The organism is Actinomadura sp. 3N508, assembly GCF_044326375.1.
GTDB lineage: Bacteria > Actinomycetota > Actinomycetes > Streptosporangiales > Streptosporangiaceae > Spirillospora.
In genome coordinates this window covers 357629-377392 of sequence record NZ_JBIRAX010000001.1, presented here as the reverse complement: position 1 = coordinate 377392, position 19764 = coordinate 357629, and the positions used below count along the sequence as shown (strand labels likewise).

The 19764-nt window shown below is 72.4% G+C and carries 17 protein-coding genes; 13 read left to right on the top strand and 4 right to left on the bottom strand.

What is annotated here, in order from left to right:
• Positions 1-23: 23 nt before the first annotated feature.
• The 3 genes from ACH34S_RS01625 (at position 24) to ACH34S_RS01615 (ending at position 3020) form a co-directional block, all read left to right on the top strand.
• Positions 24-1277, top strand: coding sequence for an NAD(P)/FAD-dependent oxidoreductase (locus ACH34S_RS01625; RefSeq protein WP_395950538.1), 1254 nt, complete (start codon positions 24-26; stop codon positions 1275-1277).
• Positions 1278-1395: 118 nt separating this feature from the next.
• Positions 1396-2355, top strand: coding sequence for a DUF2637 domain-containing protein (locus tag ACH34S_RS01620; protein WP_395950537.1), 960 nt, complete (start codon positions 1396-1398; stop codon positions 2353-2355).
• A gap of 53 nt (positions 2356-2408) precedes the next feature.
• Complete coding sequence (locus ACH34S_RS01615) at positions 2409-3020, top strand: hemerythrin domain-containing protein (RefSeq protein ID WP_395950536.1); 612 nt, start codon at positions 2409-2411, stop codon at positions 3018-3020.
• A 111-nt stretch (positions 3021-3131) separates the two neighbouring features.
• Here ACH34S_RS01615 and lpdA read toward each other — a convergent pair whose 3' ends face one another.
• Positions 3132-4535: a dihydrolipoyl dehydrogenase gene (lpdA, locus tag ACH34S_RS01610; protein ID WP_395950535.1), complete on the bottom strand. Its 1404-nt coding sequence runs from the start codon at positions 4533-4535 to the stop codon at positions 3132-3134.
• Between the two features lie 429 nt (positions 4536-4964).
• Here lpdA and ACH34S_RS01605 point away from each other — a divergent pair, with 429 nt between their 5' ends.
• Positions 4965-5579 (top strand): hypothetical protein, encoded by a 615-nt coding sequence (locus ACH34S_RS01605; protein ID WP_395950534.1) that lies wholly within the window; start codon positions 4965-4967, stop codon positions 5577-5579.
• A 74-nt stretch (positions 5580-5653) separates the two neighbouring features.
• Positions 5654-7087, top strand: coding sequence for an MFS transporter (locus tag ACH34S_RS01600; protein ID WP_395950533.1), 1434 nt, complete (start codon positions 5654-5656; stop codon positions 7085-7087).
• Positions 7088-7337: 250 nt separating this feature from the next.
• Here ACH34S_RS01600 and ACH34S_RS01595 read toward each other — a convergent pair whose 3' ends face one another.
• Entirely contained in the window at positions 7338-7652 is a 315-nt protein-coding gene (locus ACH34S_RS01595) for an ArsR/SmtB family transcription factor (protein WP_395950532.1), read from the bottom strand.
• Positions 7653-7866: 214 nt separating this feature from the next.
• Between ACH34S_RS01595 and ACH34S_RS01590 the strand changes: the two genes are divergently transcribed.
• From ACH34S_RS01590 to ACH34S_RS01570, 5 genes are all read left to right on the top strand, one after another.
• Positions 7867-9297: a family 2B encapsulin nanocompartment shell protein gene (locus ACH34S_RS01590; protein ID WP_395950531.1), complete on the top strand. Its 1431-nt coding sequence runs from the start codon at positions 7867-7869 to the stop codon at positions 9295-9297.
• Complete coding sequence (locus ACH34S_RS01585; protein ID WP_395950530.1) at positions 9294-10736, top strand: family 2B encapsulin nanocompartment shell protein; 1443 nt, start codon at positions 9294-9296, stop codon at positions 10734-10736. Before ACH34S_RS01590 ends, ACH34S_RS01585 begins: the two co-directional genes overlap by 4 nt.
• Before the next feature lie 141 nt (positions 10737-10877).
• Positions 10878-11966 (top strand): family 2 encapsulin nanocompartment cargo protein polyprenyl transferase, encoded by a 1089-nt coding sequence (locus ACH34S_RS01580; protein ID WP_395951415.1) that lies wholly within the window; start codon positions 10878-10880, stop codon positions 11964-11966.
• Positions 11967-11988: 22 nt separating this feature from the next.
• Positions 11989-13542, top strand: a complete 1554-nt coding sequence (locus ACH34S_RS01575; protein WP_395950529.1) for a serine/threonine-protein kinase — start codon at positions 11989-11991, stop codon at positions 13540-13542.
• 31 nt (positions 13543-13573) lie between these two features.
• Positions 13574-13822 (top strand): hypothetical protein, encoded by a 249-nt coding sequence (locus ACH34S_RS01570; protein ID WP_395950528.1) that lies wholly within the window; start codon positions 13574-13576, stop codon positions 13820-13822.
• Between the two features lie 29 nt (positions 13823-13851).
• On the opposite strand, the gene ACH34S_RS01565 is transcribed toward ACH34S_RS01570, so the two are convergent.
• Both ACH34S_RS01565 and ACH34S_RS01560 read right to left on the bottom strand, forming a co-directional pair.
• On the bottom strand, positions 13852-14742 hold the full coding sequence (locus ACH34S_RS01565; protein WP_395950527.1) for an LLM class flavin-dependent oxidoreductase: 891 nt from the start codon (positions 14740-14742) through the stop codon (positions 13852-13854).
• 59 nt (positions 14743-14801) lie between these two features.
• Positions 14802-15998, bottom strand: coding sequence for an ABC transporter substrate-binding protein (locus ACH34S_RS01560; RefSeq protein ID WP_395951414.1), 1197 nt, complete (start codon positions 15996-15998; stop codon positions 14802-14804).
• A gap of 179 nt (positions 15999-16177) precedes the next feature.
• On the opposite strand from ACH34S_RS01560, the gene ACH34S_RS01555 reads away from it, so the two are divergent.
• From ACH34S_RS01555 to ACH34S_RS01545, 3 genes are read left to right on the top strand one after another with little or no spacing between them, the layout of a single operon-like run.
• Positions 16178-18769: a nitrate- and nitrite sensing domain-containing protein gene (locus tag ACH34S_RS01555; protein ID WP_395950526.1), complete on the top strand. Its 2592-nt coding sequence runs from the start codon at positions 16178-16180 to the stop codon at positions 18767-18769.
• Positions 18770-18775: 6 nt separating this feature from the next.
• The gene (locus ACH34S_RS01550; RefSeq protein ID WP_395950525.1) at positions 18776-19153 is read left to right on the top strand and encodes a DUF742 domain-containing protein; all 378 of its coding nucleotides are present in this window, start codon (positions 18776-18778) and stop codon (positions 19151-19153) included.
• A complete protein-coding gene (locus tag ACH34S_RS01545) occupies positions 19134-19748 on the top strand; it encodes a GTP-binding protein (protein ID WP_395950524.1) in 615 nt (204 codons plus the stop codon). Before ACH34S_RS01550 ends, ACH34S_RS01545 begins: the two co-directional genes overlap by 20 nt.
• Positions 19749-19764 lie beyond the last annotated feature (16 nt).

The following is a 19764-nucleotide window of genomic DNA, read 5'->3' as shown; positions in this document are numbered from 1 at the left end:
TCGTTGGAAGGGGAGGGGTGGTCATGGCTACCAGCGCCGGTCCGCGCCGTGTCGCCGTCGTCGGCGCGGGCATGGTCGGGCTGTCGACGGCTTGGTTCCTGCAGGAGCGAGGCGCCGACGTCACCGTGTTCGACCGGAAGGACGTGGCGTCCGGAGCGTCCTGGGGGAACGCGGGATGGCTGACCCCCGGCCTCGCGACCCCGCTGCCGGAGCCCGCCGTCCTGTCCTATGGGGTGCGGGCGGTGCTCAGCCCCTCTTCGCCTGTGTACGTGCCGCCGACCGCCAGCCTGCGGCTGCTCCGGTTCCTCACCGGGTTTGCGCGGAACAGCACGATGGCCCGGTGGCGGCGTTCCATGGAGTCGCTGGTGCCGATCAACGGGCGGGCGCTGCCGAGCTTCGACGCGCTCGTCGAGGGCGGCGTCAAGGCCGCGACCAACGAGGCCGGATCCTTCCTCGCCGCCTACCGGACGGCCGAAGAGCGCCGCTTCCTGCTGGAGGAGGTCGAGCACATCCGCGCCGCCGGGCAGGACCTGGAGTTCGAGGTCCTCGGCGGGGACGAGGCGCGGCGGCTGGAACCCGCGCTGTCCGACGAGATCGGCGCCGCGATCCTGCTGCACGGGCAGCGCTTCATCAATCCCGGACGGTTCGTGCACGCGCTCGCCGACTCCGTCATCCATCGGGGCGGCAAGATCCAGACGGGTGCCGCCGTCACCGACATCCGGGATGAGGCGGGCGGTGTTGTGGTGCACACCGTCGGGAGCGGGCCCGAGGTCTTCGACACGGTCGTGATCGCCAGCGGTGTGTGGCTCGGCGGGCTCGCCCGCAGGTTCGGCGTTCGCGCGCTCGTGCAGGCCGGGCGCGGCTACAGCTTCAGCGTGCCGATGGACCGCGTCCCCGACGGCCCGCTCTACTTCCCCGCCCAGAAGGTCGCGTGCACGCCGCTCGGCGACCGGCTCCGCGTCGCCGGGATGATGGAGTTCCGCGACCCCGAGGCGCCGCTCGACCAGCGCCGGATCAGGGCGATCGTCGAGGCCGCCCGGCCGCTGCTGCGCGGCGCCGACCTCGACGCCCGGCAGGACGAGTGGGTCGGGTCGCGCCCGTGCACCCGGGACGGCCTGCCGCTGATCGGCGCCACCCGGTCCCCGAACGTCTATGTCGGGGGCGGGCACGGGATGTGGGGCATCACGCTCGGGCCCGCCACCGGAAGCCTTCTCGCGGAGGAGATCACGACCGGGCGCCGTCCGGCGGAACTCGCTCCGTTCAACCCGCTTCGCTGACCGCGTACCCCCATGACCTGGGGGTTCTGGGCGGTTATGGCTGATTCGTCCGGACGGGGGCGTCGGCGCGCTACGGTCCTCTGGTGATCGCGTAGACCCCTCTGTGCGGGAGGACGTCATGACCAGCGAGGTGCGGACCGTGGTGGTTCCGCTGACCCGGGCGCAGAAAGTCCTGGCCGGGGTCGGCGGGCTGTTCTTCGCCGGGCTCGCCGGCCTGGGCGGGTACGGGTCGTTCGCCTCGGTTCAGGACGTGGCCGAGCCGTGGTTCGGGGACCAGGCGTGGATCGTCCCCGCCGGGGTCGACCTCGGCATCCTCGCGCTGGTGTCGGTGGCGCTGCTGCTGGAGTGGCTTGCCATGCCGATGCCCGCGCTGCGCTGGATGGCGATGGCGTTCACCGGCGCGACAGTCTGGCTGAACGTGTCGGCGGCGCACGGCGACGCCACCGGCATGGTGATGCACGCCTCGATGCCGGTGCTGTTCGTGACGTTCATCGAGGCCGTCCGGCACGCGATCCGGCGCCGCGCCGGGATCGCCGCCGGGACCGTCCGCGAGGGCATCCCGGTCACGCGGTGGCTGCTGGCGCCGTTCTCCACGTTCCGGCTGTGGCGCCGCATGGTGCTGTGGCAGATCACGTCCTACCCGCAGGCGCTGGTGGCCGAGCAGCGCCGCCGCCACGCCCTGGCCCTGCTGGACGCCCACTACGGCCGCAAATGGAAGTCCAGGGCCCCCGCCGACATCACCTGGATGCTGCGCGACGGCGTCATGCTCGACCAGGCCCTCGACCGCGTCACCGAACTCACGACGCCCCCGCCGCCCGAGCCGCCCCCGGAGCCGGCGCCGCCTCCCAAGAAGGCGGCCCCGCGCAAGCCGCCCGCGCGGCGGCAGGTCCCGCGGCAGCGGGTTCCGCGCAGCGTCGCGACCGACAACGAGGCCCGCGCGCTCGCCATCATCGACGCCGAGCCCGACATCACCGGCGCCGAGCTTGGGCGGCGGCTGGACATCAGCGCGCGTCAGGGGCAGCGGCTGCTGAGCCGGCTGGCCCGTCCGGCGCCGTCCTCGTCCACCCCGGCGCCCTGACGGTCACGTTTTCCTCCTCTGCTTCGTCAATGCGGAGACGGAAGGAGAGGGACATGGCCACCAAGCACGATATGACCCTGATGTACGCGATGCACAACGCGTTCAGGCGGGAGCTGGAGCATCTGGCGAAGCTCGCCACCCGGGAGGACGACGACCCGCGCCGCCTCCTGGCGTACGCCCCCGGCTGGGAGCTGTTCAAGAAGGCGCTGCACGCCCACCACAGCGCCGAGGACGAGGCGCTGTGGCCCGTGATGCGCGAGGCGGTGGCCGGACGCTCGGACGATCTCGCCCTCCTCGACGCGATGGAGGCCGAGCACGCCCGCATCGACCCGGTGATCGAGGCGATCGACGGGGGGTCGGAGCCGCTCGCCGACCTGGTCGAGATCCTGGTCTCCGGTCTCACCGGCCACCTGCGGCACGAGGAGGACGAGGCGCTGCCCCTGATGGACGAGGCGGTGACCCCCGAGCAGCTCAAGGCGTTCGGGCAGGCCCACGCCGCCGGGATCGGGCCCGACGCGCCGCGCATCCTGCCGTGGCTGGTGGACGGCGCCGACGAGAGGACCGTCGCGTTGACGCTCGCTCCGCTGCCGGAGCCCGCCCGCGCCGCGTTCGAGAACGAGTGGCGGCCCGCCTACCTCGCCCTCAACCGGTGGAACACGCCGTGAGCATGATCCGCTGACGGCGCGGTGCGGCGCGGGGGCCGGGGTGCCGGTGCCGGGACGGCGGTCGCCGGCCCGGCGCCCCGCCGGCGCCGCGACCGCCGCCCCGGCGGGCGGTCAGAGGTTGATCATGTGGCCCGCGAGGCCGTGCACGGCCTCCTTCATCGCCTCGCCCAGCGACGGGTGCGCGTGCACGTTCCGGGAGACCTCGTGGACGGTCAGGTCCCACTGCTGCGCCAGCGTCAGCTCCGGCAGCAGCTCGGTGACCTCCGGGCCGATCATGTGCGCGCCGAGGATCTCGCCGTACTTGGCGTCGCTGATCACCTTGACGAACCCGTCGCCCTCGCCGAGGCCGAGCGCCTTGCCGTTCGCGCTGAACGGGAACTTCGCGGTCTTGACGTCGAAGCCCCGCTCCTTCGCCTGCGCCTCCGTCCAGCCGAACGAGGCGACCTGCGGCTGGCAGTACGTCGCGCGGGGGATCATCACGTAGTCGAGCTCCATCGTCTCGGCGTCCGCGATGGTCTCGGCGGCGACGATGCCCATCGCCTCCGCCGCGTGCGCGAGCATCAGCTTGGCGGTCACGTCGCCGATGGCGTAGATGTGCGGGACGGACGTGCGGCAGCGGCCGTCCACGTCGATCGCGCCCCGCTCGGTCAGCGCGACGCCGGTCTTCTCCAGCCCGTAGCCCTCCACGTTCGGCTGGAACCCGATCGCCTGCAGCACCTTGTCGGCCTCCAGGACCTGCTGCGCGCCGTCCTTGCCGGTGACCGTGACCTTCACCTTGTCGCCGGAGTCGTCGATGGCGTCCACGCGGGTGGAGGTCAGCACGTCCACGCCGAGCTTGCGGTACCGCTTCGCCAGCTCCTTGGACACGTCGGCGTCCTCGTTCGGGACCATCCGGTCGAGGAACTCGACGATCGTCACCTTCACGCCGTAGTTGTGCAGCACGTACGCGAACTCGACGCCGATCGCGCCCGCGCCCGCGATGACGATGCTCTCCGGCAGGTCCGCGCTGAGGATCTGCTCCTCGTAGGTGACCACGCGCTCGGACAGCGACGTCCCCGGCAGCAGCTTCGTGTGCGCCCCGGCCGCGATGATGCAGCTGCCGAACGTCACCGTCTCGGTCGAGCCGTCGGCCCTGGCGACCTGCAGCGTGTTCGGGTCGGTGAACGTCCCGCGCCCGTCATAGGAGGTGATCTTGTTCTTCTTCATCAGGAACTGGACGCCCTTGACGAGCTTGTCCGACACCTGCCGGCTGCGCTGGAACGCGACGCCGTAGTCGAAGGAGACCCGTCCCTCGACGTTGATCCCGAAGGTCTTCTGCTCCTGGGTGAAGATGTGCGCCAGCTCGGCGTTGCGCAGCAGCGCCTTCGAGGGGATGCAGCCGACGTTGAGACAGACGCCGCCCCAGTACTTCTCCTCGATGATCGCCGTCTTCAGCCCGAGCTGCGCCGACCGGATCGCGGCGACATATCCACCCGGGCCCGCGCCCAGGACCACGACGTCAAAGTGTTCGCTCATATCCATGGACGATATTCGCCGCGGGACGGTGCTCGCATCCCGGCCCGGCGTGACCCCGGTCGCGTACCCCCCGGCCGCGACACGCGGACCGCGACGCGCCGGTCGGGACACGCCGGACCTGGGACATCGGGGGTGCGCGGCGGCGGTCGCCGGGCACCGGCCGCCGGAGCGGACGGCACGTCCTGTTAGTGTTTCGATCGGCCCCCCGCCGTCCGTGAACCGCGGGAGGCGAGGCGGCGCCCGAGCGGCGCGAGCCCACAGACACCGTCCCGGCCGGCGAGCCCGGCGGTGACCCGCCAAGCAGCCCGTGCCGAGAACGAGGACCGTCTTTCGGGCGGCGCATGGAACATCACGCCGGAGGCGTGCATGGAACACAGCGCCGCGGCCCGGTCGTTGTCCCCGTTTCCGGCCGAGTGGAGGAGAAGACGAGTGCGAATCCCCAAGCGCGTCAACACCGTCCTCGACTGGATCGAGGAGCACTATCTCGCGCTTGGGGTGGTCGTCGCGCTGATCGCGGTCGCGCTGGTGGCGACGCTCGCGCCGCCGTCCGCCGGGCTCCCGGTCGCCGCGTTCATCCTGGGCCTCGCGAGCGGGGGCTTCCTCGTGCACGTCCGGGCCAGCCGCCGCGTCGCCCGCGTCCGCATGGACGTCGACAACCTGCTGCGCGAGAACGGCGCGTTGCGGCACCGCAACACCGTCCTCGCCAGCGGCGTGATCACCCGGGAGGCGCAGGAGACGCAGGCGCTGATGTCCATTCCCGAGGACGACCTGGCGCTGACCGACGACGAGGTCCACGATCCCGACGCCACGCACGCCATCGCCACCCTCGACGAACTCCTGGAGGACGACGCGGACCAGGCCCCGGATCCGCAGACCACCGACGAGCTCCCCAAGGCCGAGGAAGAGGAGGCCGAAGCCGAGCGGGCCGAGGAGGCCAGGGTGGACGATCCCCAGCGCACCACCGTCCTCCCCACGATCCCGGACGATCTCGCCGACCGGACGGACGCGCCGCGCAGGTCGTCGCGCAAATCCCGGAGGGCATGAACCTCGGTCACCCTGGGTCATCGGGGAGTCGCGCACGGCGTTAGCTTTGCGGATCTTGGGGCAGATCAAGGCCCGTGGAACCGCCGAAGAACGCAGGCCCCGGCAGCGAACCGGAACGCGGAGGCCCCGGTGCTGCAGACCAGTCAAAGGGTGCCGTAGACCTGTCCAAGAACGAGGCCGATCCCAGCGCCGTCCACAAGGCCGTCGTCGCCTCCGCGATCGGGAACTGCGTCGAGTGGTTCGACTTCGGGGTGTTCAGCGCCGGGGTGATGACGGCGATCATCGGCACGGTGTTCTTCCCGGAGGGCGCGTCGGGGAGCGCGTCGCTGCGCTCGTTCGCGCTGATCGCGGCGGCGTTCCTGGCCCGCCCCTTCGGGGGGATGTTCTTCGGCCCGATGGGCGACAAGCTCGGCCGCAAGCGGGTGCTCGCCACCACGATCCTGCTGATGTCGGGCTCCACGTTCATGATCGGGATCCTGCCCGGCTACGACACGATCGGGATCGCCGCGCCGCTGCTGCTGCTCCTCGTCCGGCTGGTCCAGGGGTTCTCGACGGGCGGCGAGTACGGCGGCGCCGCGACGATGATCGCCGAGTACGCGCCGACCCGCCGCCGCGGGTTCTTCGGCAGCTTCCTGGAGCTGGGCACCCTCACCGGCTACATCCTCGGCGCGGGCTTCGTCCTGCTGATGGACCTGGCGCTCACGACGGAGGCCATGCACAGCTGGGGCTGGCGCATCCCGTTCCTGCTGTCGCTGCCGCTCGGCCTCGTCGGCCTCTACGTCCGGACGCGCATCGAGGACACCCCGACGTTCCAGCGCATGGAGGAGGCGGGCAAGAAGGCGCAGTCGCCGCTGAAGGAGACGCTGGAGCACTACTGGCGCGTCATCCTGATGCTGATCGGGATCGTGTTCCTGCTGAACGTCGCCGACTACACGCTGCTGACGTTCATGCCGTCCTACCTCGTCGACTTCCTGGAGATGAACGAGACCACGGCACAGTTGATCACCATCGGGGTGGAGGCGGTGATGATCACGGTGATCGTGCCGCTGGGGGCGCTGTCGGACCGGATCGGCCGCAAGCCGCTGCTGATGACGGCGGCGATCGGCTACGTCCTGCTGTCGTGGCCCGCGTTCGCGCTCATGCAGACCGACAACGCGTTCGGCGTCGCGTTCGGGTACGCGATCGTCGGGGGGCTGCTGGTACTGATCCTGGCGGTGATCGCGGCGACGTTCCCGGCGATGTTCCCGACCAAGGTGCGGTACGGGGCGTTCGCGATCGGCTACAACATCTCGACGTCCATCTTCGGCGGGACGGCCGCCGTCCTCGTCGGGTCGCTGATCGACGTGACGGGCTCCAACTACATCCCGGCCTACTACCTGATGATCGCCGGGCTGGTCGCGCTCATCCCGATCATGAAGATCCGGGAGACGGCCGGGGTGCCGATCGAGGAGGCCGGAGCGGAGCCGGCCCCGGTGCCCGCAGGTTCCGGGGCCGGGTCCCGCTCCTAGTCCGCGGGGCCGTTGTCGCGGGCGAAGTGACGGCGGGCCCAGCCCGCCAATGAAGCCGCGACGACCAGTGCGGCGCCGGTCTCGATCGCGAGTGCCGTCCAAACCATGGTCATTGGGAGCCTCCCCTCCGGATTCGCCGGGCCCTTGCCTGACCAGGCCCGATGCTCAGTAGTCCCAACACCAGGATGAGGTCGATTTTTCCTGACCCGTCCCGCATCGACGGGTGATTCGGCTCACCCGCCCGCGACCCTCAATCGCCGACGTCCAGGTGCTTTTCGAGGGCGTCCAGGCGGGCGGTCCATGCGCGCCGGTACGGGGTCAGCCAGGCGTCCACCTCGGCGAGCGGTTCCAGGCGCACCTCGTACACGCGGCGCTGCGCGTCCTGCCGGGCGCGGACGAGCCCGGCGTCGCGCAGGACCCGCAGATGCTTGGACGTCCCCGGCTGCGTGAGCCCGAGCCGCTCGACGAGCTCGCCGACCGGCCGGGGCCGCTCCAGCAGCAGGTCGAGGATGCGGCGGCGGGTCGGCTCGGCGAGCACGGCGAACGCGGACGAGGCGGGCGACATGCACCCCAGAATAACCGCTCGCTCATATGAATTACTCGGCATATTCGGTGGTGATCGACGTGCTATCGCGGGCGGGTGCGACTTGTGTGGCGGCGCGGCAAAGGAGAGGTGCGGCCACTGGCTCATTGCGATCACTTGATTACCGTCTGTAGCGTCACGGTTGGCCGAACCCGGCCGCAACTTGGCAGACCGGCGACGAATCGGTGGTGTGGACGTGACCGAACAGCAGGAACAGCAGCAGCAAGAACAGCAGCAGTTGAGCCTCGGTACCGCGGCGGCACGGAACCTGGCGACCACGACCAAGTCCGTCCCCCAGATGCAGGGCATCACCTCGCGGTGGCTGCTCAAGCTGCTGCCCTGGGTCCAGGCGGCCGGCGGCACGTACCGGGTCAACCGGCGGCTCACCTACACGCTCGGCGACGGGCGGGTCACGTTCGTGACCACCGGCGCCGACATCCGCGTCATCCCGCGCGAGCTCGGCGAGCTGGCGCCGCTGCGCGGCTTCGACGACGACCTCACCCTCGACGCCATCGCGGGCCGCTTCACCCAGCAGGAGTACGAGCCAGGCGACGTCATCGTCGAGCGGGGCCGTCCGGTCGACCGCGTCATCCTCATCGCGCACGGCAAGCTCCAGCAGATCGGCGCCGGCCAGTTCGACGCCGACGCCGTCCACGGGACGCTCGCCAACGGCGACTTCTTCGGCGAGCAGGCCCTCGTCGGGACGGCCGAGGGCGAAGACCCCGCCGTGTGGGAGTACACGGTCAAGGCCGTGACGGCCTGCACGATCCTCAGCATGAGCGAGTCCGACTTCCAGGAGACGCTCGGGCAGTCCTCGTCCCTGCAGACGCACCTGGAGGAGTACCGGGTCAGCCCGAGCCGCCCCGCCAACGACCACGGCGAGGCCGCGATCGACCTCGCGTCCGGGCACGCGGGCGAGCCGTCGCTGCCCGGCACGTTCGTCGACTACGAGGGCTCGCCGCGCGAGTACGAGCTGAGCGTCGCGCAGACCGTCCTGCGCGTGCACACCCGCGTCGCCGACCTCTACAACGAGCCGATGGACCAGGTCGAGCAGCAGCTCCGGCTGACCGTCGAGGCGCTCCGCGAGCGCCAGGAGAACGAGCTCGTCAACAACCGCGAGTTCGGGCTCCTGCACAACACCGACCTGTCGCAGCGCATCCACACCCGCACCGGCCCGCCCACCCCCGACGACATGGACGACCTCCTCACCCTCGTCTGGAAGGAACCCGCGTTCTTCCTCGCCCACCCGAAGTCGATCGCCGCGTTCGGCCGCGAGTGCAGCGCCCGCGGCGTCTACCCCGACAGCGTCGACGTCGGCGGCAACAAGGTGCCCGCGTGGCGCGGCGTGCCGATCTTCCCCTGTAACAAGATCCCCATCAGCCGGACGCGGACCAGCTCGATCCTGCTGATGCGCACCGGCGAGGAGCGGCAGGGCGTCATCGGCCTGCACCAGACCGGCCTGCCCGACGAGTACCAGCCGGGCCTGTCCGTCCGGTACATGGGCATCGACGAGAAGGCGCTCCTGTCCTACCTGGTCAGCGCCTACTACTCGGCCGCCGTCCTGGTGCCCGACGCGCTCGGCATGCTGGAGTCCGTCGAGATCGCCCACGGCGGTGCCGCGTCGTGACCGAGACGCCCCCCGCGACGACAGGACCCGCGACGGAGGCGGCCGCCGGCGAGCGGCAACTGGCCCTCAGCACGAGGGCCGCACGCAATCTGGCGACGACCACCAAGTCCGTCCCGCAGATGCAGGGCATCACCCCGCGGTGGCTGCTGCGGCAGCTGCCGTGGGTGCGGGCGGACGCCGGCACCTACCGGGTGAACCGGCGGCTCACCTACCAGCTCGGCGACGGGCTGGTCACGTTCGTCAACGACGGCGCCGCGATCAGGGTGATCCCGCCGGAGCTTACGGAGCTGCCCCCGCTGCGCGGCTTCACCGACACCGCGCTGCTGGACGGGCTCGCCGGGCGGTTCGTCCAGCACGAGTACGCGCCCGGCGAGACGATCGCGGAGGCGGGCCGTCCCGCCGACACGGTCCATCTCATCGCGCACGGCAAGGTCCAGGTGACCGCGCCGGGAGAGTACGACGCCGAGACGCGGGTCGACATCCTCGACGGCGGCCGGTTCTTCGGCGACCGCGCCCTCCTCGGCGCGGGCGACGGGCCGGACGGCGCGGCCGCCGAGACCTGGCCGCACACCTACCGCGCGCTCACACCCGTGATCCTGCTGTCGCTGTCCCCGGAGACGATCGCGGAGCTGACCGAGCGGTTCGACTCGCTGCGCGCCCATCTGGAGGAGTTCCGGAGCGCGCCCGTCCCGCCGCAGACCAGGCACGGCGAGGCGGCGATCGACCTGGCGTCCGGGCACGACGGCGAGCCTTCGCTGCCCAGCACGTTCGTCGACTACGAGGCCTCGCCGCGCGAGTACGAGATGAGCGTCACGCAGACGCTGCTGCGCGTCCACACCCGCGTCGCCGACATCTACAACGGCCCCATGGACCAGGTCGAACAGCAGCTCAGGCTCACCATCGAGGAGGTCAGGGAACGGCAGGAGCACGAGCTGATCAACAACCGCGACTTCGGGTTGCTGCACAACGCCGACCTGCGGCACCGCATCCAGACCCACGGCGGGCCGCCGACGCCCGCCGACATGGACGAGCTGCTCGCCCGGCGCCGCAAGACGCGCTTCTTCCTCGCCCATCCGAAGACGATCGCCGCGTTCGGCCGCGAATGCACCCGCGTCGGCATCTATCCGGCGAGCGTCGTGGTGGACGGGTACCGCGCGCACGCCTGGCGCGGCGTGCCGATCTTCCCCTGCGACAAGATCCCGATCAGCCGGGCCGGGACGAGTTCGGTGCTCGCGCTGCGCACCGGCGAGGACGACCAGGGCGTCATCGGGCTGCAGCGCACCGGGATACCGAACGAGGTCCGTCCCGGGCTGTCGGTCCGGTTCACCGGGATCGACGACAGGGCGATCATGTCGTACCTGGTCAGCGCCTACTACTCGGCGGCCGTGCTGGTCCCCGACGCGCTGGGCGTGCTGGAGAACGTGGAGATCGCCCGCTAACGCATCGCCGTACCGCCACACCCCGCCATCAAGGCCAGGACGAGAGGGGACGATGACATGCCCGTCTGGGGAGACGACCCGGCGGTCCTCCGCTGCGACCACCGTCCACCGGTGGACGATCCCGAGGCGGGCGGCCCGAGCATGGGCGACCCCACGACAGGCGACCGAGGGCCGGGCGGTGACTCCGTGGAGGAGGGGGGCACCGCCCGGCCGGTGGCGGAGATCCTGGCCTGGAGCCGCCGGCTCCTCGACCCCGCCCTGCGGGAGGCGGTCCAGACCCTGCCGGAGGCGATGCACGGCCTCGCCGCCTACCACTTCGGCTGGCGGGACGACCGGGGGCACCGGCTCGACGCCGCCGCGGGCGCGTCCGGCAAGGCGATCCGTCCCGCGCTGGTGCTGCTGACGGCGCGGGCGGTCGGCGGGACGGCCGCCGCCGCGGTGCCCGCCGCCGTCGCCGTCGAGCTGGCGCACAACTTCTCGCTCCTGCACGACGACGTGATGGACGGCGACCTCACCCGCAGGCACCGCCCGACCGCCTGGAGCGTCTTCGGCACCGGCCCCGCCGTCCTGGCCGGGGACGCCCTGCTCGCCGCCGCGTTCGAGGCCCTGGCGAACGTGGCCGACCCGGCGATCGTCCCGCGCTCCGTCCGGACGCTCGGCCGGGCCGTCATCGAGCTGGTCGAGGGCCAGAGCGCCGACCTCGCGTTCGAGGAGCGCGGCGACGTCACGCTCGACGAATGCGTCGCGATGGCGAACCGCAAGACCGCCGCGCTGCTCGGCGCCTCGTGCGCGCTCGGCTCCGACCACGGCGGCGGCACTCCCGCGCAGACCGCCCGCCTCCGCGCCTTCGGCGAACGGCTCGGCCTGGCCTTCCAGCTGGCCGACGACCTGCTCGGCATCTGGGGCGACCCGGCCGTCACCGGAAAGCCCGTCCACTCCGACCTCCGCACCCGCAAGAAGTCGCTGCCGGTCGTGGCCGCGCTCACCTCCGCCACCCCCGCCGCCCACGAGCTGGCCGCGCTCTACCTGCGCGACGAGCCCCTCACCGGCGACGACGCGTCCCAGGCCGCCGCGCTCATCGACGCGGCGGGCGGCCGTGCCTGGACCCTCGCCCGCGCCGACGCCGTCCTCGCCGCCGCGCTCCGCGAACTGGACGCCGCCACCCCCGACCCGATCGCCGCCACCGAACTCCGCACCCTCGCTGGCCTCATCGCACACCGCGATCGATAAGGCACGCCCTACACTGCTTGGCGTGCCGCCCCTAGAACCCGACGATCCACGACAACTCGGCGCCTACCGGCTCACCGCCCGGCTCGGGCAGGGCGGACAGGGCGTCGTCTATCTCGGCCACGCCGGGGACGGCACCAAGGTCGCGGTGAAGGTGTTCCACGCGCAGCTCACCGCCGACTTCGGCACCCTCGACACGTTCGCCCGCGAGATGGACGCGGCCAAGCAGGTCGCGCGGTTCTGCACCGCGCAGGTCCTCGACTCCGGCACGTTCGGCGACCGCCGCTACATCGTCACCGAGTACGTCGACGGGCCGCCGCTCAGCCGCGTCGTCGCCGAGCAGGGCCCGCGCTCCGGCGCCGCCCTCGACCGGCTCGCGGTCGCGACCGCCACCGCCCTCGTCGCGCTGCACGACGCGGGCATCGTGCACCGCGACCTCAACCCGCACAACGTGCTGATCGGCGCGGACGGCCCGCGCGTCATCGACTTCGGCATCTCCCGCGCGCTGTCGGGCGCGCAGACGATGGTCAGCCGCGCGATCGGGACGCCCGCCTACATGGCGCCCGAGCAGCTCCAGCCCGGCGAGCTCGGCCCCGGCGTGGACGTGTTCGCGTGGGCGTCGACGATGGCGTTCGCGGCGACCGGACGCCCGCCGTTCGGCAACGAGTCCATCCCGATCGTCTTCAACCGGATCGCGCACGGCGAACCGAACCTCGACGGCATCGAGGAACCCCTCCGCGGCCTGCTCGCCGAATGCTTCGCGAAGGACCCGGCACACCGGCCGCCCGCACAGGACATCCTCGACCGCCTCGTCCGCCGGACGGGCCGCGCCCAGCCCGTTTCGCCCGCCCCGCCCGCCGTCCCGCCGATCATCCCGGCCCTGCCCGCGGACGCCCTGCCACCCGAACCGCAGGCGGCCGACGCCGTCACCTCACCGCACGGCCCAGCCCCGCAGCCCCCGCCCGCTCCGCATAACCCGGTCGGCCCGCCGCCGGGGACGGGCGGCACGCTGCCGGGGCCGGGGCCGGGGCCGGGCGCCCCGCGCGGCAGCCGCCGAACGGCCGTCATCGCCGGTGCGGGTGGCGCGGTCGCGGCGGCCGTCGCGCTCGTGTTCGCGGCGGTCTGGTTCGCGGGCGGCGATTCCCCGCGCGACGGCGTCGGCGCGGGGCAGGAGGGGCCGACCGGGCCGTCCGCCCCCGCGAGCCAGGCGCGTCGCCAAGGCAGCGTCCCCGCGACGACCAGCCCGAAGGTGTCGAACTCCGCCACGGCGAAACCATCGGCCACGCCGTCGTCGAAGCCGCGCCCGCCGTCGTCGCCGTCGGCCCCACCGGAGCTCGTCCGGGTGGAGCTGGGGCCGGGGCACTTCAGCGAGTACTGCGTGAAGCTCGGCTGGGAGTGGGTCGAGTACCGGACGACGCCCAGCCCCGGCGCGTACTGCGTCCTGCGCAAGGGCGGCACGATGAAGCTGTCGCCCGCCCAGCTCGACGGCGGATGCCGGTGGCGATTCGGCGACTCCCGCGCCCGCCACTACTTCAAGGGCCGGGCGAACTACTGCTACGCGATGAAGCCCGCTTCCTGATCGATCACACGTTCGAGTAGAGTCCCGTGTCGTGCAGGCGAAACATGCGGGCGTCCGCGATCATGTGCCGTTCCTCTGCCCGGCGGGCCACCGGCTCGAACCGGGACGGGTCATCGTCGGCTGGTCGCCGTGCATCTGCCCGCCGTGCGACGAGCGGGGCCGCGGGCTCCGCGGCCATCGCACGTACCTGTGCCTCGACTGCAAGGACGAGCACGTCACCACCAAGTGCTACCTGCCGCACCACGTCCCCGCCGAGAACGCCACCTACCGCTGGCCCTGAGCCCTGAGCCCTGAGCCATGAGCGGGGCGTCAGGCGGCGCGTTCCTGGGCGACCTGGGTGCGGACGGCCGGGGCGATCTCCTCCGCGAAGCGCTTGATCTGGGTCTCCTGGTCGCCCTCCGCCCAGAGGATGAAGGTGTCCATTCCAGAGCCCACGGCGAGGTCGGTGAGCTCGTCGATCCACTGGGACGCGGGGCCGCGCAGAAAGCCCTCGGACGCGCCGCCGGTGATCGTCCCGGTGATGTTGTAGAGCCTGCGGACGTCGGCCGGGTCGCGTCCGGCGGACGTGGCCGCCTCGTCGATCCGCGCGTGCATCTCCGGCAGCCGCTCCGGGGTGGCCCAGGGCGAGGACGGGAGCCAGCCGTCGGCGGCGCGGCCCGTCAGCGCCAGGCCCCGCGGGCCGCCGACCCCGAGCCACAACTGCATCCGGTGCGCCGGCACGGGCCCCGCCTTGGCGCCCTTCAGGCGGTAGTGCTCGCCGTCGAAGCGCAGGTTGCGCTCGCCGCTCCAGACCTTGCGGATGACCGTGACGGCCTCTTCCAGCGCGTCGGCGGCCTCCCGGGGAGTGCGGCGGGGGCCGCCGAACGCCTCGATCGCGTCCCAGAAGCCGCCCGCGCCGAGGCCCAGTTCGGCGCGGCCGCCGCTGAGCACGTCCAGGCTCGCGGCGGCCTTGGCCAGCACCGCGGGCGGGCGCAGCGGCAGGTTCGCCACGTCCGGGAAGACGCGGACGCGTTCGGTGCCGGCGGCGATCGTGCTGAGGAGCGTCCACGTGTCGACGTACCGGCGCTGGTAGGGGTGGTCCTGCACGCCGATCAGGTCGAGCCCCGCGCGGTCGGCGGCGCGCGCCGTGGCCAGGAGCGGGTCGTCGGCGTTCGGGACGAGGAAGTAGCCGAATTCCAGTGGCCTGCCGTAGTCGCTCATGTCGCCGAGAACTCCGGGCCATGTGGCCTTGTTCCCAAGACGTGCCCGCCCCAGGCCCGTCAGCCCTTGATCTGGGTCCAGGCCTCGATCCAGCGGGAGTAGTCGACGCAGGCGTCGCCGCGGTCGTCGCCGCAGTTCTTGGTCGGGGTCCGCCAGAAGGCGAGGCGGTTGTAGAAGTTCTGGTCGCCTACGCGGAACGTCGAGCAGAAGCCCTTCGCCGTGAACCGGCACGCCTTCGGGTTTGCGGGGGCCTCGCCGAACCACTGCGCCACCTGGGCCTGCACCTTCGGGGCCGTGATCCAGTTCATCCACTTGTACATGCAGGTCGGATGCTGGGCCTTCGCGGAGATCATCCAGGTGTCGGACCAGCCGGTCGCGCCCTCGACCGGGATCGTCGTCGCGACCGGCGTCTTCTTCGCCAGCGCCAGGTTCGCGGTGACCTGCCAGCCGATGCCCGCGTAGTTGTAGCCGCTGGTGAAGGAATGCAGCTCGTCCAGGTAGGACACGAAGTACTGGTTGACGTTCGGCCGCTGCCGCTTGAGCAGCTCGATCGCGGCGTCGAACTGCTTCTCGTCCAGCGCGTAGACGTCGGTGATCTTCAGGTCGGGGCGGTGGGCCTTGAGGTAGAGCGCGGCGTCGGCGATGTAGATGGGGGAGTCGTAGGCGACGACGTGGCCCGCGGCAGGGGAGTCCTCTTCCCAGATGACGCTCCAGGACGTCGGACGCTGCTGGAACTTGTCCGTCCGGTACATCAGGACGTTCGCGCCGTACCCGTGCGGGACCCCGTACATCTGGCCCTTGACGGAGTTGTACGGCTGGTTCTTCAGGTATGGGGCGATGTCGGCGTAGTTGCCGATCAGTCCGGTGTTCACGGGCGCGACCAGCCCGGCGTGGACGAGCCGCAGGCTCGCGTCGCCGGACGCCGACACCCCGTCGTACCGCCCGGTCTCCATCAGCGCGACCATCGCGTCCGACGTGTCGGCCACCTTCGCGGTGACCTTGCAGCCGGTCGCCTTCGTGAACGGGGTGACCCAGTCGACCTTCTTGTCGTTGGAGCCGTTCTCCGCGTAGCCCGTCCAGACGACCAGGTCGAGCCGGCCTTCCGGGGTGCCGAGCTGCTGCGTCATCGGGATGTCGGGCGGCGCGGCGGAGTCGCCGGAGCCGCCGCCGCACGCCCCGGCGAGCGCCAGGACCCCGGACAGGACGAGGGCGGTCGCGGCGAGCCGGGGTTTCGTCGCGGACGGGGTACGGGCCATCACGCTGGGGAATCTTAGGGGGATATCGGCCTGTTGGTGTGTACAAAACGTGATGATCTGGAAACTGTCGACACACGGCGCCGCGCGGTTCTAGGCTCTGCTTCGTCCCGCGCCCGCTCTCCGTCGCCCCGCGCATGCCGTCCGTCACCGCCCTCCGCCCGAGTGAAGGTTCAGCCGAAGTGTCGAAACGAGGCCGCCCCGCGGACCCAGCCGCGGGCCGCCGGCGCACCCTCAAGGCCGCGCGGTTCCGCTCCATCCGGTTCAAGGTCGTCCTCATGGTGACGGTGTCGGTGGTCTCGCTCGGCGGGCTGTGGGCGTTCGCGGCGAGCATCGCGCTCGGCCAGGGCTTCAACCTCCGGCACGTCGAGACCGTCCAGGACCACTACGGCTACCCGTCCGGCGCGCTCGGCGGCGCGCTGCAGGCCGAGCGGCGGCTGTCGATGGTGTTCCTCGGCAGCCGGGCGGGCGCCGACCGGGCGGCGATGGAGTCGGGCCGGCTGGTCACCGACCGGCAGGCCGGGCTGTTCCGCCGCCTCGCGGCCGACGCCGACGCCCGCGCCGCCGCGTCCGCCGGCACCCGCCGCCTCGCCGATACGATCCTCCGCGAGCTGGACGGCCTGGACACCCGCCGCCGCGCCATCGACACCGGCAAGACCGACCGGACGCGCGCCTTCGCCGGCTACACCACCCTGCTCGGCGACGTAGGCGCGCTCCAGGGCTCGCTCGCCACCCTCGACGACTCCGAGCTCGCCAGGGACGCCCGCAACGAGGCGGCGCTGGCCCGCGCCCGCGAGGTCCTCGCGCAGGAGGACGCGCTCCTCGCCGGGGTGCTCGCCGCCGGGCGGATCACGCCCGCCGAGCACGCCCAGTTCATCAAGCTCGTCGGGACGCAGCGCGCCCTCTACGGGTTCGCCGCGGCCGAGCTCCGGCCCGCCGACCAGGCGTACTACAAGCGCGTCGTGTCGATGCCCGAGTACGGGCGGCTCCGCACGCTGGAGGACCGGTTCGTCACCTCCCCCCGGCTCATCCGCGCCGCGGGCGGCACCGGCGTGCTGTGGAAGACCACCGCCGACTCGAACCTGACCCGGCTGCGCGGCCTCGAGCTGGCCGTGTCGGCGGGCGCGGAGAAGCGCGCCGAGCCGATCTCCGGCGCCATCGTCACCCGCGTCGTCATCGCGGGCGCGCTGGGGCTCGTCGCCGTCGCGGCATCGCTCGTCCTCGCGGTGTGGGTCGCCCGGTCCATCGTCCGCGAGCTGGCGGGGCTGCGCCGTGCGGCGCTCGACCTGGCCGACGTCCGGCTGCCCGGCGTGATCCGGCGGCTGCGCCGCGGCGACGAGGTCGACGTCGCCGCCGAGGCGCCGCCGCTCGGGTTCGGCACCCGTGAGATCGACCAGGTCGGCGAGGCGTTCAACGCGGCCAGGCGGACCGCGATCCAGAGCGCCGTCGAGGAGGCCACGCTCCGCCGCAACGTCAGCGACGTGTTCGTCAACCTCGCCCGCCGCAGCCAGACGCTGCTGCACCGCCAGCTCAAGCTGCTGGACGCGATGGAGCGCCGCATCGAGACCCCCGACGACCTGGAGGACCTGTTCCGCCTCGACCATCTCGCCACCCGCATGCGCCGGCACGCCGAGGGCCTGATCATCCTGTCCGGGCAGGCGCCGGGCCGCGGCTGGCGCAGCCCCGTCGCGATCGTGGACGTCGCCCGCGCCGCCGCCTCCGAGGTCGAGGACTACACCCGGGTCAACGTCGCGCCGATGACCCGGGCCGCGCTCGTCGGCCAGGCCGTCGCCGACGTCACGCACCTGCTCGCCGAGCTGATCGAGAACGCCACCGTGTTCTCGCCGCCGCACACGACCGTCCAGGTGCAGGGGCAGCCCGTCGCGCACGGCTTCACGATCGAGGTCGAGGACCGCGGGCTCAGCATGGACGCGGCCGGCCTCGCCGCCGCCAACGAGCGGCTCGCGAACGCCGCCGAGTTCGACCTGTCCGACAGCGCGCAGCTCGGCCTGTTCGTCGTCGGGCGGCTCGCGCGGCGGCACCGCATCAGGGTCACGCTGCGGACGTCCCCGTACGGGGGGATGACCGCGATCGTGCTGCTGCCCGAGCACCTCGTCGTGCGGGACACCGGCGACACCGGCGCCGAACCCGCCGCGCCCGCGCTGACCACCGGACGCGAGGACGACGCGCTCGCCTCCGCCGGGTCCGTGCTGCAACTCCCGCCGGGACGGCACTCGGCGACGCCGGGCGAAGCCGACCCGCTCGGCGCGGCCGCCACCGCTTCGGCTTCCGATTCTGAGGCCCTGACCGGCCCCCTGCCGGTGTTCGAGGCGCCGATGCAGGGACCGGCCCCTGCGCGGCGGACGTCGCCGATGCCGTCGGCCTGGGGCGAACCGCCGTCCACCGCGGCAGAGCCCGAGCCTGGGCCGTCCGTGTCGTCCGGGTCGTCCGTGTCGTCCGGGCGGGAGCGGAAGCCGGGCATTCCGCGGTCGCCGCGCGAGGTCCGGCGCCGTCCCGCCGGGGGAGGCGGCGCCGACCGGCCGGCGCTGCCGAAACGCGTCCGGCAGGAGAACATGGCCGCCCAGCTGCGCGAGGCGCCCCTCGCCGCACCCGTCCCCCTCTCGGCGCCCGTGCCGGAAACCGAGGCCGATCCGGGTTCCGCCGAGGAACCACGCCCCCGCCGGACGCCCGAGGAGCTGCGGTCGATGATGTCGTCCATCCAGCAGGGCACCCGGCGCGGCCGCGCCGAGATCCTGGACAACGAGGACACGTGACGGGCCATGACCGGTCGTGGCGCCGAATGGCTGGATGAGGAGGCCGGGCCCGTCGTCCGGTCCTATGCCCTGACGCGCGGCCGGGCCAGGCCCGCGACCGGCGAGCCCTTCGACATGATCACGATCATCTCGACGGCGGCGCGGCCTCGGTCCGGCTCGCCCGGGATCGGGCCCGAGCATCTCGACATCCTGGAGATGTGCCTGGTGCCGCAGCCGGTCGCCGAGATCGCCGCCCGGATGGGGCTGCCCCTCGTCGTGGTGCGCGTCCTGCTCGGCGACCTGCTGCACCACCGGCTCATCACGACCACCCGCCCGCCACCGGAGAGCGCGCTCTCCAAGGAACGCCTGCTGAAGGAGGTGCTCGATGGCCTCCAAGCGCTCTGACGGCGCGGAACCGGCTCGATCGGCTCCGGTCGCGGTGAAGATCCTGGTCGCCGGGGGATTCGGGGTCGGCAAGACGACGCTGGTCGGCGCCGTCAGCGAGATCCGCCCGCTGCAGACCGAGGAGCTGCTCACCGACCGGGGCCTCGGCGTCGACGACACGGGCGGCGTCGAGCGGAAGACGACGACCACGGTCGCGATGGACTTCGGCCGCATCACGATCCGGGCCGGGCTCGTCCTGTATCTGTTCGGCACGCCCGGCCAGGACCGCTTCTGGTTCATGTGGGACGAGCTGTCCTACGGCGCGCTCGGCGCCGTCGTCCTCGCCGACACGCGCCGCCTCACCGACAGCTTCCCGGCCGTCGACTACTTCGAGAACCGCGGCCTGCCGTTCGTCGTCGGCGTGAACTGCTTCGAGGACGGCTACGACTACACCACCGAGGAGATCCGGGAGGCGCTCGACCTCGGCGAGGAGGCGCCGGTCGTGCTGTGCGACGCGCGCGACCGCGCGGACGGGAAAGAGGTCCTGACCACGCTGATGAAGCACATCCTGGCGGTCCACCGGGCGCGCCGCCGGTCGTCCGCGCCCGCCCTGTAGCGGGCCCCTGTAGCGG